Here is a 14517-nt window from a genome sequence, read left to right as displayed (position 1 = left end):
CATGGTGGCTCATCTAGGCTGGAGCGGTGAGTGATCTGTTCAGTGCCCTCAGCGGTTCCGATGACGCCGAGGAGCCCGACGACGGCGCCTCCGAGGCCGTCCGGGCGCGCCCGGGTGCCCCGCTGGCGGTGCGGATGCGGCCGCGGTCCGTGGACGAGGTGGTCGGCCAGCAGCACCTGCTCCACACCGGGTCGCCGTTGCGCAAGCTGGCCGAGGGCGCCGGTGGCGGCCGCGGCTCGGGCGCCGGGCCGTCGTCGTTGATCCTGTACGGGCCCCCGGGAACCGGCAAGACCACCCTGGCACACGTGATCGCCCGAGGCCCCGGACGCACCTTCGTGGAACTGTCGGCCATCAACTCCGGCGTCAAGGACGTCCGGGCGGTCATGGACCGCGCCCTGGACGACCGCGACCTCTACGGCCGGACCACCGTGCTGTTCCTGGACGAGATCCACCGCTTCAACAAGGCCCAGCAGGACGCGTTGCTGCCGGGCGTGGAGAACCGCTGGGTGGTGCTCGTGGCCGCGACCACGGAGAACCCCTCCTTCTCGGTCGTGGCGCCGCTGCTGTCCCGGTCGCTGCTGCTGACCCTCAAGCCCCTGACGGACGCGGACATCGGCGACCTGCTGGACCGGGCGGTCGCGGACGAGCGCGGCCTGAACGGCACGGTGGAACTGGCCGACGAGGCCCGGGAGTACCTGGTGCGGATGGCCCAGGGCGATGCCCGGCGCGCGCTGACCACGCTGGAGGCCAGTGCCGGCGTCGCGCTGGACCGCGGGGCGGAGGACGGCACGCCCACGATCACCGTGGAGGACGCCGCGCAGGCCATGGACCGCGCGGTGCTGCGCTATGACAAGGCCGGTGACCAGCACTACGACGTCATCAGCGCCTTCATCAAGTCCATCCGCGGCTCGGACGTGGACGCCTCCCTACACTACCTGGCCCGCATGCTCGAGGCGGGAGAGGACCCCCGGTTCATCGCCCGCCGGCTGATCATCTCGGCCTCGGAGGACGTCGGCATGGCCGACCCCACCGCGCTGCAGACCGCGGTCGCCGCGGCGCAGGCCGTCCAGCTCATCGGCATGCCCGAGGGCCGGCTCGTGCTCGCCGAGGCGGTGGTGCACCTGGCCACCGCCCCGAAGTCGAACGCCTCCTACACCGCCATCAACGAGGCCGTGGCCGACGTCCGCGCCGGACTGTCCGGCGAGGTGCCCGCGCACCTGCGCGACGCCCACTACCCGGGTGCGGCCGGTCTCGGCCACGGGAGGGGGTACGTCTACTCCCACGACGCTCCGCACGGGGTGGCGCGCCAGCAGTACGCCCCGGACCCGTTGCGGGGCAAGGACTACTACCGGCCCACCCGCAACGGGGTGGAGCGGAACCTGGGGGACCGGGTGCAGGGCCTACGGTCCATCATCCGCGGCACGCCGCCGCCTGCGCGCAAGCCCGACGAGCAGGGCGCCGAGGGCTGACACCGCTCCCGGCGGACGCACCCGCGCCCCGGGGGCCCGGACAGACCTAGGATGGAGTCGTTCCTGTCCGCACCGTCCGGGTCCGGGACAGCGCTCCCAGCGGCCCGGGGAAACCGGAGGCCGTCCCATGACCACTCCCGCCAACAACCCCGCGTCCCGCCTGGTGCCCAACACCACGGAGGTCGACTACCGCATCCTCAAGACCGTGACCACGTACGAACAGGCCCAGGAACTCGTGGACCGGTTGTCGGACGGCGGCTTCCCGGTGGAGAGGACGCGGATCGTGGGCACCGGGCTGCGCTCGGTCGAGCAGATCACGGGGAGGCTGACCACTGCCCGGGCCGCCGGCCAGGGCGCCCTCGGCGGCCTGTGGTTCGGGCTGATGATCGGCATCCTGTTCGTGATCTTCGCCCCGGAGTCCGGCCTGCTGATGATCCTGCTGGCCGTGGGCTTCGGTGCCGTCTGGGGGGCGATCTTCGGGGCCATCGGCCACGCCGCGACCCGCGGCAAGCGCGACTTCTCCTCGGTCCAGGTGATGGAGGCCGAGTCCTACGACGTGCTGGTGGAGGCCTCGCACGTCGCCCAGGCCGCCCAGGTGGCCGAGGGCCGGCCGATGCCCGAGACACCCCGGGGCTGAGGGGCGCCCGAACTGAGGGGCGCCCGGCCGCCCGGCCGCCCGGTGCGGACGGCTCCCGGGGGCTGGTAGAGTAGTCCGCTGTCTGGCAAGCGCCGCCAGTATTCCCCGTGGTGGACCGGTCCTCGTGGCCGCAGTCACCGCAGGTCCCGTCCCGGCCGGTCCGCTTCCGCGGACCGCCGACGTGCGGCGCTGCAGCGATGACGGGCAGCGGCATGCCCCTCAGCTCTCCGCAGGACGCGACGGAGGCCAGGTTCCGGTCTGCAACTTGTCACACCGTGGGAGTCCCCACCTGTGCCAGGACCGGAGATCACACCAGAACCGTGCCGCCTGACAAGAAAGGTCCCTCGTGGCTTCCAACCTCCGTTCGCGCCGTACCGTGCGCCACTCGCGCGCCCTCGGCATCGCCCTGACCCCCAAGGCCGAGAAGTACATGGAGCGCCGTCCGTACGGCCCCGGCCAGCACGGCCGTGCCCGTCGCAAGGCCGACTCCGACTACTCGGTCCGCCTGAAGGAAAAGCAGCGCCTGCGCGCCCAGTACAACATCCGCGAGGCGCAGATGCGCCGTTACTTCGAAGAGGCCAAGCGCACCGAGGGCCTGACCGGTGAGAACCTGGTCGAGCTGCTCGAGATGCGCCTGGACGCCCTGGTGCTGCGTGCCGGCTTCGCCCGCACCATCGCCCAGGCCCGCCAGATGGTCGTGCACCGCCACATCATGGTCAACGGCGCCCGCGTGGACCGTCCGTCCTTCCGCGTGAAGGAGGGCCAGCTGATCCACGTGCACTCCCGCTCCGAGAAGATGGTCCCGTTCCAGATCTCCGCCACCGGTGCACACCAGGAGGTCCTGCCGACCGTCCCGGGTTACCTGGACGTCGAGATCGACAAGCTGCAGGCCAAGCTGGTCCGCCGCCCCAAGCGCTCCGAGGTCCCCGTGACCTGCGAGGAGAACCTCGTGGTCGAGTACTACGCGCGCTGATCCGCACGTGACGCAGGACCCGGTCCTCCCCGAGGGGAGGCCGGGTCCTCGGCGTTAACGGGGGTGCACGCGGTGCCGCAGCCGTCCGCCCGTGCCGGTTTCAGCGTCCGACTCCCGCCACCGGTAAGGTAGACCAGTCACCCCTCCGGAAAGGACCTGTCGTGATCAAGCGCGTACTGCTGCTGGGCGTCGGCGCCGCGGCCGGATGGCTCGGCCACACCGCCTACAGCAAGGGCCGCGATGCCGCCGCCCTCAAGGCCGAGGAGACGCTCCGGAACACCCTGAACCCGGAGAACATCGGCCGCAACGCCGGCCAGGCCGCGGCCACCGCACTGGCCGCCAGCGCCCGGTCCTTCGTCTATCAGCTGCGCGAGGAGGTGCCGGCCTGGAAGACCGTCTCCTCCACGCTGGCCGGTGCCGCGCCGCGGACCACGGCCGGGGATGCCCCCGCCGCAGCCCACGAGACCATCCCCGGCACCGCCACCGCCGCCCCCGCCACCTCCGCGTCCGGCACCGCCGGCCGGTCCACCCGCCCCGACTCACGGAAGCAGTCATGAAGTCCCAGGAAATCGCCAGCCGCTGGCTGGAGTTCTTCGAGAAGAAGGACCACACCGTCGTCCCCTCGGCCTCCCTGGTCTCCCCGGACCCGTCGTTGCTCTTCACGATCGCCGGCATGGTCCCCTTCATCCCCTACTTCCTCGGGCAGGAGACCCCGCCGTACCCGCGCGCGACCACCGTCCAGAAGTGCATCCGCACCGCGGACATCGAGGAGGTCGGCAAGACGGTCCGGCACGGCACCTTCTTCCAGATGTGCGGCAACTTCTCCTTCGGCGACTACTTCAAGGAGCAGGCCATCCCCTTCGCCTGGGAGCTGCTCACCAGTTCCCGCGAGGAGGGCGGCTACGGCCTGGACCCGGAGCGGCTCTGGATCACCGTCTACGAGGAGGACGACGAGGCCGAGCGGATCTGGCGGGATGAGGTGGGCGTGCCCGCCGGCCGCATCCAGCGCATGGGCAAGGCCGACAACTACTGGAACACCGGCCAGCCCGGGCCCGGCGGTCCCTGCTCCGAGATCTTCTACGACCGCGGGCCCGAGTACGGGGTCGAGGGCGGTCCCGCCGCGGACGACAACCGCTACATGGAGATCTGGAACCTGGTCTTCATGCAGTACCAGCTCTCCACGGTGCGCACGAAGGAGGACTTCGACGTCGCCGGGGAACTGGCGAACCGGAACATCGACACCGGGCTGGGCCTGGAGCGCCTGGCGATGATCCTGCAGGGCGTGGAGAACATGTACGAGACGGACCAGGTCCGTCCCGTCCTGGACCGCGCCGCCGAGCTGGCCGGCCGTGAGTACACCTCCACCGAGGACCCCCGGGACCCGCACTACGCCGACGACGTCCGGCTGCGCATGATCGCCGACCACGTGCGCTCCGCACTGATGCTCATCACCGACGGCGTGGTCCCGGGCAACGAGGCCGGCGGCTACGTGCTGCGCCGCCTGATCCGCCGCGCCGTGCGCGCGATGCGGCTGATGGGCGTCACCGACCCGGTGCTGCCCGAGCTGCTGCCCGTGTCCCGGGACGCCATGGTGGGCACCTACCCCGAGATCGGTCGCGACTTCGAGCGCATCTCGCGGATCGCCTACAACGAGGAGAAGGCCTTCCTGCGGACCATCACCGCCGGCACCGCCCGCATGGACGGTGCCGTGGCCTCGGCCCGGGTCCAGGACCCCGAACGCCCGGGCATCTCCGGCGCCGACGCCTTCGAGCTGCACGACACCTACGGCTTCCCGATCGACCTGACCCTCGAGATGGCCGCCGAGGCCGGGGTCAGCGTGGACGAGGAGGGCTTCCGGAGCCTGATGGCCGAGCAGCGCGACCGTGCCCGGCAGGACGCCAAGTCCAAGAAGTCCGGCCACGTCGACGCCTCCGCCTACCGCGAGCTGGTCGCCGAGGGAGACACCGTCTTCACCGGGTACACCGAGCACACCACCGAGTCCCGGATCCGCGGACTGCTCGCCGGGGGCCGGCAGGTCACCTCGGCGGCCGCGGGCCAGGAGCTCGAACTGGTCCTGGACGCCACGCCGTTCTACGCGGAGTCCGGCGGCCAGGCCGCGGACACCGGCCTGATCACCGGGGACGGGTTCGTCCTGGAGGTCCTCGACGTCCAGGCCCCGCTGAGGGGGCTGAGCGTCCACCGGGTCAAGGTGCGGCAGGGCGAGGTGCCCGCGGGCGCCACCGCCGTCGGGGCCATCGACCTGCAGCGCCGCCTGGACGCCCAGAAGGCGCACACCGGCACGCACATCGTGCACGCCGCGCTGCACCAGGTCCTCGGCCCCGAGGCCACCCAGTCCGGGTCCTTCAACAAGGAGGGCTACCTGCGCTTCGACTTCCGCTGGGGTGAGGCGATGTCCGAGATGGCCCGCACCGAGGTCGAGGATGTCTCCAACGTGGCCATCCGGGACAACTACCCGGTGCTCACCCAGGAGATGTCCCTGTCCGAGGCGCGCGAGCTCGGGGCGATGAGCCTGTTCGGCGAGAAGTACGGGGACCGCGTGCGCGTGGTCGAGGTCAACGGCGCCTGGTCGCGCGAGCTCTGCGGCGGCACCCACGTGGGCGCCACCGCGGAGATCGGCTCCCTGGCCCTGCTCGGCGAGCAGTCCGTCGGTTCCGGCAACCGCCGCGTGGAGGCCCTCGTCGGCCTCGACGCGTTCCGCCACCTGGCCACCGAGCGGACCCTCGTCAACGAGCTGACCGGCATGCTCAAGGTCCCGGCCGACCAGGTGAGGGACCGCGTGGCCGCCACCCTGGGCCGGCTCAAGGAGATCGAGAAGGAACTGGCCGCCCTGCGGGCCGCGCAACTGCAGGCCGAGGCCGGTCGCCTGCTCGACAAGGCCGTGGACATCTCGGGCGTGAAGGTGCTGGCCCACGACGCCGGCCAGGTCGGTTCGGGCGACGAGCTGCGGACGCTGGCGCTGGACCTGCGCTCCCGCCTCGAGAACGCGAGCGGCAACGCCGCCGGAACCGCCGTCGTCGCGGTCCTGGCCGGCGTGGCCAAGGGCCGCCCGCTCGTGGTCGTGGCCACCAGCCAGGCGGCGCGCGGGTCCGGCCTGAAGGCCGGCGCCCTGGTGAAGACCGCCTGCTCCGTGCTCGGCGGCGGCGGCGGTGGCAAGGACGACGTCGCCCAGGGCGGTGGCCAGGACACCACCCGGATCCTCGAGGCCCTCGAGGCCGTGCGGCAGTCCATCGTCGCGACCGTCCCGACCGCGGGCGCGTGAGCGAGGCACCGCTGCCACCGCCCGCGCTCCCGCGCGGCGTCCGGCTCGGGGTCGACGTCGGGCGCGCGCGCGTCGGGCTGGCCGCCTCCGACCCGGACGGCATCATGGCCACGCCGGTGAAGACCCTCAGGCGCGACGCGCGGAAGGGGTCCGACCGGCGCATGATCGTCCGGGAGGCCCTGGACCGTGACGCGGTCACGGTCTACGTGGGCCATCCGGTCAACCTGCAGGGGCACCCCACTGCCTCCACCCAGGACGCCGTGGACTACGCCGGAAAGCTGGCTGCGGAGCTGTTCCGGGCCGGCAGCCGCGCCGGGGTCCGCCTGGTCGATGAACGGCTGAGCACGGTGACCGCCCACCGGCAGCTGCACGAGGCCGGCCGGAACAGCCGGCAGCATCGTGAGGTCGTGGACCAGGTCGCCGCGGTGCAGATCCTTGAGCAGGCCTTGACTATGCAACAATCACTCCAGCGGGACGCGGGTCGTCCCGTCCCCATCCCTGCCGGTGATCCGAACGAAGGAGAGGACGTCACGCGTGACCAACCTGACTCCTGAAGACCCCGAGGGCACCGGCGCGTCCGCGGACGCCCAGCCCGGGAACGAGCCCGCGGCGGGGAGTGACCCCGAGGCCAGGGCGCAGGGCTCCGAGAGCGGGGACAGCCCCGAGCCCGGCCAGGACGGCCAGGACCTGGACGAGGACCGCCGCCAGTACCCGGAGCAGCGTGGCGAGGTCCACGGCGCGCCGGCGACCCCCGTCATCGTCCGGCCCTCCAGCCGGCAGGGCTACCAGACGGTGACCATCAACCCGGACCGCGCCAAGGACGCCTCCCAGCAGGCCAAGAGGGAGGCCCGGCGCAAGCGCCGCCGCCGGCGCAACATCGCCCTGGTCTCGGCCTTCGGCGTGTTCGTGCTGCTGGTGGTCGGCCTGTCCCTGGGGGTCCGGGGACTGCTTCCCTCACCGGCCGCCAAGGACTATCCCGGCCCCGGCGGTGAGGAGGTCGTCTTCACGGTGAACCAGGGTGAGGGCGCCCTGGCGATCGGCACGCGACTGGAGGACCAGGACATCGTGGCCAGCCGGGAGGCGTTCATCGAGGCGGTCAACCAGTCGCGCTCGGAGAACTCCATCCAGCCCGGCGACTATCCGCTGCGGTCGCAGATGAAGGCCTCGGACGCCGCCGCCATCCTGCAGCGGGAGGGCGTGGGCCAGGTCCACTACGTGGCCATCAACCGGGGCATGCGACTGAACGAGGCCTTCGAGGCGATCTCCACCTCCACGGGCATCCCGGTGGAAGACCTCGAGGCCGCGGCGGAGGATCCCACGGACTTCGGGCTGCCGGAGACGGCGCCCAGCCTCGAGGGCTACCTGGCACCGGGGGAGTACCGCTTCGACATCGAGGCCGAACCGGCCGAGATCCTCACCCTGCTGACCGAACCGACCTTCGCCACCCTGGAGGCGGACGGCGTGACCGACGAGGCCGAGCAGCTCCGCACGCTCACCATCGCATCGATCCTGGAGGCGGAGGCGCTGCCGAAGGACTACGCCACGGTGGCCGGGATCATCGAGAACCGCCTGCACCCGGACAACCCGGAGACCGACGGCAGGCTGCAGATCGACGCGACCGTGATCTACGGACTGGGCCAGCGCCAGCTCCAGTTCACCCAGGAGGAGAAGGAGGACGCCTCGAACGAGTACAACACCTACGCCCACCGCGGCCTTCCCCCGGACCGATCGGCGCGCCGTCCACGGAGGCGATCGATGCCGCGTCCAGCCCGGAGGACAACGAGTTCTACTACTGGGTGACCACGAACATCGAGACCGGTGAGACGAAGTTCGCCCGGGACTACGCCACCCACCGGACGTACCAGCAGGAGTACCGCGACTACTGTGCCGAGAACAAGGAGATCTGTGGCTGAACCGGTGCACCGCTGGCACGCGGGCGTGCTCGGGCATCCCATCGCCCACTCGAAGTCCCCCGACCTGCACGCGGCGGCCTATCGCGTCCTGGGCCTCGACATCGACTACCGCGCCCACGACGTCACGCCGGAACAGCTGTCCGGGTTCGTGGCCGGGCTCGGCGCCGCTGCCGCGTCGGGGGCGGACTGGCTCGGCCTGTCCGTGACGATGCCCCTGAAGGCCCCGATGGTCGGGCTCATGGACTCGGTCTCGCCCCGCGTGGAACGGCTCGGCGTGCTCAACACGGTCGTCCGAGGGACCGACGGCTCATTGTCCGGTCACAACACGGATGTGGACGGCATCGTCCGGGCCCTCGTCGCCGCCGGCTTCGACCGGGGTGCCACCGGTGGCCGGATGGGCATCCTGGGCGGTGGGGGAACGGCCGCGGCGGCCATCGCCGCCGCCGCGCAGTTGGGTCTGGACGGGATCGAGGTCTTCGTGCGGAACCCGGACCGGGCGGTGGGGCAGGTGACGCTGGCGCGCGCCTTCGGCCTCGACGCCGCGGTGCGCACGCTGGCGGACTTCCCGGCCTCGACGCCCGGGTTCCGCGCGGTCGTCTCCACGCTGCCGCCCCGAGCCGCCGACCCGACCGCGGCGGCGTTGGCCGCCACCGGCCCCGCCGGCACGCGGGGACTGCCGCCCCTGCTGGACGCCGCCTACGACCCCTGGCCCTCGGCCCTGGCCTCGGCATGGTCCGGTCAGGGCGGGGACGTGGTCAGCGGGCTGGAGATGCTGCTGTACCAGGCCGTCGAGCAGGTCCGCCTCTTCACGGCCCGCGTCCGGACGGGCACCGCCGAACCCGACTGGGCCGCCGTCACCGGTGCGATGGCCGCGGCGATCGGCCTGCCCGCGCGCGAGCCCGCGCCGCCGGCCGGGTCCTGATCCGTCACACCGTCCGGCGGGCCCGGCGGTGCGTGAGAGAATCAAGTCCATGGTGCGCTGGTTGACAGCGGGCGAATCACATGGGCCCGCACTCGTTGGAATCATCGAAGGGCTGCCCGCGGGCATCCCCCTGACGACCGTCATGGTCCAGGAGGCCCTCGCGCGCCGCCGGCTCGGCTACGGCCGGGGGCCCGGATGAAGTTCGAGCAGGACCAGGTGACGCTGCTCGGCGGCGTCCGCCACGGCTCCACGCTCGGTTCGCCCGTGGCGATCGAGATCGGCAACACCGAGTGGCCCAAGTGGGAGAAGGTCATGTCGGCCGATCCCGTGGACGCCGAGGAACTGGAGGGCCTGGCGCGCAACGCCGCCCTCACCCGCCCGCGGCCCGGTCACGCCGACCTCGCGGGCATGCAGAAGTACGGCTTCGACGAGGCCCGCCCGCTGCTCGAGCGGGCCTCGGCCCGCGAGACCGCCGCCCGCGTGGCCCTGGGCACGGTGGCCGGCTCCTTCCTGGCGCAACTGGGCATCCGGACCGTCTCGCACACCACGGCGGTCGGCACCGTCTCGGTGCCGGAGGACTCGGCACTGCCGGGCCCGGACGACGTGGTGGCGCTGGACGCCGACCCGCTGCGCTGCTTCGACCAACTGACCTCCGACGCGATGGTGGCCGAGGTGGACGCCGCCCACAAGGAGGGCGAGACCCTCGGCGGCGTCGTCGAGGTCCTGGCCTACGGTGTGCCCGTGGGGCTGGGCAGCCACGTCCACTGGGACCGTCGGCTGGACTCGCGGTTGTCCGCCGCCCTCATGGGCATCCAGGCCATCAAGGGCGTGGAGGTCGGGGACGGCTTCACCACGGCCGCCCGCCGCGGCACCGCCGCCCATGACGAGATCATCCGGGGCCAGGACGGCCACCCGCTGCGCACCTCGAACCGCGCCGGGGGCATCGAGGGCGGCATGAGCACCGGGGGAGTGGTCCGCGTCCGCGCCGGCATGAAGCCGATCGCCACCGTGCCCCGCGCCCTGAAGACCGTGGACACCGCCACCGGACAGGACACCCGGGCCCATCACCAGCGCTCGGACGTCTGCGCCGTCCCGGCCGCGGGCGTCGTCGCGGAGGCCATGGTCGCCCTCGTCCTCGCCCAGGCCGTCCTGGAGAAGTTCGGCGGGGACTCGGTCGCCGAGACCCGGCGGAACCTGGACAACTTCGTGGCGGCCCTCGAGCCCCTGCCCGCACCGGAGTCCACCGGGGTCTCCGCTGCCGAGGCACCGATGGGCGATCCGCTGCAGTGACGCCCGGACCAGTCCCGACTGGCGCCCCGGACCGGTTCCCCCGTCAGCGCATCGTGCTGGTCGGGCCCATGGGATCCGGGAAGTCGACGGTCGGCACCGTCCTGGCCCGTGCCCTCGGCCTGGACCGGCTGGACGCTGACGAGCTCTTCGAGTCCGCCCACGGACCCATCCCGGACTACTTCGCACGCCACGGCGAGCCGGCCTTCCGGCAGGCCGAGGAGGACGTGATCGGCCAGGCGATCAGCCGCGCCGAGCCCTGCGTGCTCTCGCTCGGCGGAGGCGCCGTGCTCAGCGCCCTGACCCGGTCCCGGCTGGCCGGGTCGCACGTGGTCTACCTGACGGTCGACGAGGCCGTCGCGCTGCGCCGGGTCGGCGGCGGTGAGGGCCGCCCGGTGCTGGCGGGTGACCCCGGTCGCACGTGGCGGCGCATCCTGTCCGAGCGCGAGGCACTGTACCGTGAGGTGTCGGACTGGACGGTGGACACCACCGACCGGTCGGCCGACGAGCTGGCCCAGACCATCATCCGCCTCGTGCGCGAGGCCGAAACCGTTTCCCCCACCCCAGGAGCTGTCCATCCATGACCGAACCGAACGTGCCGCAGGCCGATACGCCCGGGACTCCCACTCCGGCCGCCGATGACGCCACCGTCATCCCCGTCTCGGGTGGATCCGGGGCCTCGGCCTCCGGCGGGTACGACGTCGTCGTGGGCAAGGGGCTGCTGGCCCGGTTGCCGGAGATGCTGGGCGCCGGCGTGCGCCGCGTCCTGGTCATCCACCCGCGCGCGCTGCGGGCCACGGGCGACGTGGTCAAGGCGGACCTGGAGACGGCCGGTTACACCGCCCTGACCGCGGAGATCCCGGACGCCGAGGAGGGCAAGCACATCCAGGTCGCCGCGTTCTGCTGGCAGGTGCTGGGCCAGAACGACTTCACCCGCTCGGACGCGATCGTCGCGGTGGGCGGCGGCTCGGTGACCGACGTCGCCGGGTTCGTGGCCGCCACCTGGCTGCGCGGCGTGCGGGTCGTGCACATCCCCACCACCCTGCTGGGCATGGTGGACGCCGCCGTGGGCGGGAAGACCGGGATCAACACCGCCGAGGGCAAGAACCTGGTCGGCGCGTTCCACCCGCCGGCCGGTGTCCTGGCCGACCTCGACACCCTGCTGACCCTGCCGCCGAACGAACTCGTCTCCGGGCTCGCCGAGGTGGTCAAGTGCGGGTTCATCGCCGACCCGACGATCCTGGACGTCATCGAGTCCTCGCCCCAGCAGGCCCAGAACCCGCACTCGCCCCAGCTGCGGGAGCTGATCGAGCGCTCCATCAGCGTCAAGGCCGAGGTGGTCTCCCAGGACCTGCGCGAGGCGGGGTTACGGGAGATGCTCAACTACGGGCACACCCTGGGCCACGCGATCGAACTGGCCGAGCGCTACCAGTGGCGCCACGGGGCGGCCGTCTCCGTCGGCATGGTCTTCGCGGCCGAGCTCGCCCGCTCCGTCGGCCGGCTGGACGACGCCACCGCCGACCGGCACCGCAGCATCCTGGAGTCCCTGGGCCTGCCCACCACGTACGCGGCCGGGCGCTGGGAGACGCTGCTGGACGGCATCCGCCGGGACAAGAAGAACCGCGGCGACCAGCTGCGCTTCGTCCTGCTGGACGGCCTCGCCCGCCCGACGACCTACGACGTCCCGGATGCCTCGCTGCTGTTCGCCACCTACCAGGAGATCGCCGAATAACCGGACCCCGGTCATCGCCTAGAATGGTCGACTGGACTTCGAACGAGGCAACAGACGGAGAAGACTGTGGCAACCAGCAATGACATCAAGAACGGCACCGTCCTGAAGATGGACGGCCACCTGTGGAACGTGATCGAGTTCCAGCACGTGAAGCCGGGCAAGGGCGGCGCCTTCGTGCGCACGAAGATGAAGAACATCACCACGGGCAAGCTCGTGGACAAGACCTTCAACGCCGGGGCCAAGGTCGAGACCGCCACCGTGGACCGTTCGGACTACGAGTACCTGTACCAGGACGGCGAGGACTTCGTGTTCATGGACCTGGACACCTACGACCAGATCACGGTCTCCCCGGCCGTGGTCGGGGACGCCGCGCACTTCATGCTGGAGAACCAGAAGGTGACCATCGCCATGAACGAGGGCACCCCGCTGTACCTGGACATGCCGCCGTCGGTGGTCCTGGAGATCACCTACACCGAGCCGGGCCTGCAGGGGGACCGTTCCTCCGCCGGCACCAAGCCGGCCACGGTGGAGACCGGTTACGAGATCCAGGTCCCGCTGTTCGTGGACCAGGGCACCAAGGTCAAGGTGGACACCCGCACCGGTGACTACCTCGGCCGCGTGAACGACTGATCCGCCGGTGAGTGCACGAGGCCGCGCCCGCAGGCGCGCCCTGGAGATCCTGTTCGAGGCCGAGCAGCGGGGGACCACGCCGGATGAGGGCATCACCTCCCGCCGGACGTCGACGGAGCAGGTGATCAACCCGTACACGGTCGAGATCATCCACGGCGTCATCGCCGAGCAGGAGCGGATCGACGAGATCCTCTCCTCCTACGCCCAGGGCTGGACCCTGGACCGGATGCCCGCGGTGGACCGTTCGATCCTGCGCATCGGCGCCTGGGAGCTGCTGTTCAACGACGACGTCCCGGACGGCGTGGCCGTGGCCGAGTCCGTCACCATGGCCAAGGAGCTCTCGACCGACGCCTCCCCGGAGTTCGTCAACGGTCTGCTCGGCCGCATCCAGCAGCTCAAGCCGACCCTGCTGGACTGACCCCGGCCGACCCGACCGCTGCCAGCAGCTCCTGGCGCTGGCGGACCGTGGCCCGCAGCAGCCGGGACTCCTCGGCGGCGTTGCGCTCCACGTCGTGTCCCCGGTCGAGCCGGTGCCGCACGGCGGCCAGCCGGCGCGCCGTGCGTTCGAGCCGCACCAGCTGGTCACCGGCGCCGGCACGGCGGGCCCAGCGCCGGGACTGGAGCCGGCCAGCCCGGGTGCCGAACATGACCGTCTCCTGGGGCAGCAGCCATCCGGTCCGCTCGTAGTGGGCCAGCTTCTCGTGGGCCAGGCGCCGCTCACCGCGCATCAACAGCAGCACGGCCGCGATCGCGGCGAGGAACAGCGGCACCTGCAGCAGCACGTAGAACGAGAAGAAGTCGTCGAAGAGCAGCGCGAGGCCGCCGTTCCACAGGACGTGCCCGAGGACGGCCGGGACCAGGCCCAGCAGGAACCATCCCGCCCAGCGGGCCGGGGCGGCGTGGGACCCGGGACCCATCCGGTGGGCGGCGACGCCCAGGAAGAACCCGATCCAGACGGTGAACAGCACGTGGGCGAAGGGCGAGAACAGCCCCCGCAGCACGAAGGTGACGGCCAGTTCCGGACCCCACCCCACCTCGCCGTAGGCGGCGCCGAAGTAGAGGATGTTCTCGGTGAAGGCGAAGCCGGCGGCGACCATCCCGGCGTAGACGACCCCGTCCACGGGCCCGTCGAAGTGCGACCGCGCCGCCAGGAAGACGACGATCAGCCCGGCCCCCTTCATGACCTCCTCCACGACCGGGGCCTGGACCACCGCGCCGAAGGTGCCGGCGTCCAGGGCGGACAACCCGCCGAAGGCTGCCGTGAACGCCTCCCCGAGCACGAGGGTGCCGAACACGGACACCCCGGCCCCCACAGCAGGGCGAAGGCCAGCCAGCCCCGCGGTTCCGGATCCCACCGGTCGATCCACCACAGCCCGACCAGCACGATCGCCAGGGGGACGAGGGCGAGCAGCCCGACCACGAACAGGGTGTCCGGACCCAGGGCCGAGGCGAGGAACCGCGCCACCAGGACCGCGACGGCGGCGGTGAGCACCAGCAGGACGGTCACGGCGGCGGTGGAGCGACGCCGGCCCCGCTCGAGCTGACGGGGTGTGGGCGCGGTCGCGTAGGGGGTGGGCGCGGGCGGTTGCGGCCCGGGGCCGCCGACCTGCTGTGACATGCCTCCCATCCTGTCATCCCGGTCCGTCACGTCCCGTCTCTGCCCCGTGGCGACGG

At 72.0% G+C, this 14517-nt stretch carries 13 protein-coding genes and 2 pseudogenes; 13 read left to right on the top strand and 2 right to left on the bottom strand.

Annotated elements, in window-relative coordinates; genetic code table 11:
• Positions 1–26: 26 nt before the first annotated feature.
• The 13 genes and pseudogenes from CITRI_RS0103770 (at position 27) to nusB (ending at position 13261) form a co-directional block, all read left to right on the top strand.
• Positions 27–1469, top strand: a complete 1443-nt coding sequence (locus CITRI_RS0103770) for a replication-associated recombination protein A (protein WP_010143283.1) — start codon at positions 27–29, stop codon at positions 1467–1469.
• 127 nt (positions 1470–1596) lie between these two features.
• Positions 1597–2106: a general stress protein gene (locus CITRI_RS0103765; RefSeq protein ID WP_010143282.1), complete on the top strand. Its 510-nt coding sequence runs from the start codon at positions 1597–1599 to the stop codon at positions 2104–2106.
• 346 nt (positions 2107–2452) lie between these two features.
• Positions 2453–3079 (top strand): 30S ribosomal protein S4, encoded by a 627-nt coding sequence (gene rpsD / locus CITRI_RS0103760; protein WP_010143281.1) that lies wholly within the window; start codon positions 2453–2455, stop codon positions 3077–3079.
• A 161-nt stretch (positions 3080–3240) separates the two neighbouring features.
• Positions 3241–3636 carry a hypothetical protein gene (locus CITRI_RS0103755; protein ID WP_010143280.1) on the top strand — a complete coding sequence of 132 codons (396 nt, stop codon included), beginning with the start codon at positions 3241–3243 and terminating at the stop codon, positions 3634–3636.
• Positions 3633–6359 (top strand): alanine--tRNA ligase, encoded by a 2727-nt coding sequence (gene alaS / locus CITRI_RS0103750; RefSeq protein WP_010143279.1) that lies wholly within the window; start codon positions 3633–3635, stop codon positions 6357–6359. The genes CITRI_RS0103755 and alaS overlap by 4 nt, the downstream gene beginning before the upstream one ends.
• Positions 6356–6913, top strand: a complete 558-nt coding sequence (gene ruvX, locus CITRI_RS0103745) for a Holliday junction resolvase RuvX (RefSeq protein ID WP_010143278.1) — start codon at positions 6356–6358, stop codon at positions 6911–6913. The genes alaS and ruvX overlap by 4 nt, the downstream gene beginning before the upstream one ends.
• Positions 6864–8272: pseudogene (gene mltG / locus CITRI_RS20100) on the top strand (endolytic transglycosylase MltG). Before ruvX ends, mltG begins: the two are co-directional and overlap by 50 nt.
• On the top strand, positions 8265–9194 hold the full coding sequence (locus CITRI_RS0103735; protein ID WP_010143276.1) for a shikimate dehydrogenase: 930 nt from the start codon (positions 8265–8267) through the stop codon (positions 9192–9194). The pseudogene mltG and the gene CITRI_RS0103735 overlap by 8 nt, the downstream one beginning before the upstream one ends.
• A gap of 49 nt (positions 9195–9243) precedes the next feature.
• A pseudogene (gene aroC / locus CITRI_RS16190) lies at positions 9244–10484 on the top strand (chorismate synthase).
• Positions 10485–10552: 68 nt separating this feature from the next.
• On the top strand, positions 10553–11065 hold the full coding sequence (locus CITRI_RS16185; RefSeq protein ID WP_010143274.1) for a shikimate kinase: 513 nt from the start codon (positions 10553–10555) through the stop codon (positions 11063–11065).
• Positions 11062–12213, top strand: a complete 1152-nt coding sequence (gene aroB / locus CITRI_RS0103720) for a 3-dehydroquinate synthase (RefSeq protein ID WP_010143273.1) — start codon at positions 11062–11064, stop codon at positions 12211–12213. Before CITRI_RS16185 ends, aroB begins: the two co-directional genes overlap by 4 nt.
• 66 nt (positions 12214–12279) lie before the next feature.
• Positions 12280–12843: an elongation factor P gene (gene efp / locus CITRI_RS0103715; RefSeq protein ID WP_010143271.1), complete on the top strand. Its 564-nt coding sequence runs from the start codon at positions 12280–12282 to the stop codon at positions 12841–12843.
• A 7-nt stretch (positions 12844–12850) separates the two neighbouring features.
• Complete coding sequence (nusB, locus tag CITRI_RS0103710) at positions 12851–13261, top strand: transcription antitermination factor NusB (RefSeq protein ID WP_010143269.1); 411 nt, start codon at positions 12851–12853, stop codon at positions 13259–13261.
• Here nusB and CITRI_RS16180 read toward each other — a convergent pair.
• Both CITRI_RS16180 and CITRI_RS19580 read right to left on the bottom strand, forming a co-directional pair.
• The gene (locus CITRI_RS16180; RefSeq protein WP_157998898.1) at positions 13239–14138 is read right to left on the bottom strand and encodes a PrsW family intramembrane metalloprotease; all 900 of its coding nucleotides are present in this window, start codon (positions 14136–14138) and stop codon (positions 13239–13241) included. The genes nusB and CITRI_RS16180 overlap by 23 nt on opposite strands.
• A complete protein-coding gene (locus CITRI_RS19580; RefSeq protein WP_157998897.1) occupies positions 14021–14461 on the bottom strand; it encodes a hypothetical protein in 441 nt (146 codons plus the stop codon). The genes CITRI_RS16180 and CITRI_RS19580 overlap by 118 nt, the downstream gene beginning before the upstream one ends.
• Positions 14462–14517 lie beyond the last annotated feature (56 nt).

It is taken from the genome of Citricoccus sp. CH26A (assembly GCF_000224415.1).
GTDB lineage: Bacteria > Actinomycetota > Actinomycetes > Actinomycetales > Micrococcaceae > Citricoccus.
Note: the sequence above shows the minus strand (reverse complement) of the source record. Positions and strands in the feature narration are given on the sequence as shown.

Bases quoted from the DNA above. Each gene is read 5' to 3' on its own strand.
- CITRI_RS16185 (WP_010143274.1), top strand. From the start codon at position 10,553: ATGGGATCCGGGAAGTCGACGGTCGGCACCGTCCTGGCCCGTGCCCTC.
- aroB (WP_010143273.1), top strand. From the start codon at position 11,062: ATGACCGAACCGAACGTGCCGCAGGCCGATACGCCCGGGACTCCCACT.
- CITRI_RS19580 (WP_157998897.1), bottom strand. From the start codon at position 14,461: ATGTCACAGCAGGTCGGCGGCCCCGGGCCGCAACCGCCCGCGCCCACC.
- CITRI_RS0103765 (WP_010143282.1), top strand. From the start codon at position 1,597: ATGACCACTCCCGCCAACAACCCCGCGTCCCGCCTGGTGCCCAACACC.
- alaS (WP_010143279.1), top strand. From the start codon at position 3,633: ATGAAGTCCCAGGAAATCGCCAGCCGCTGGCTGGAGTTCTTCGAGAAG.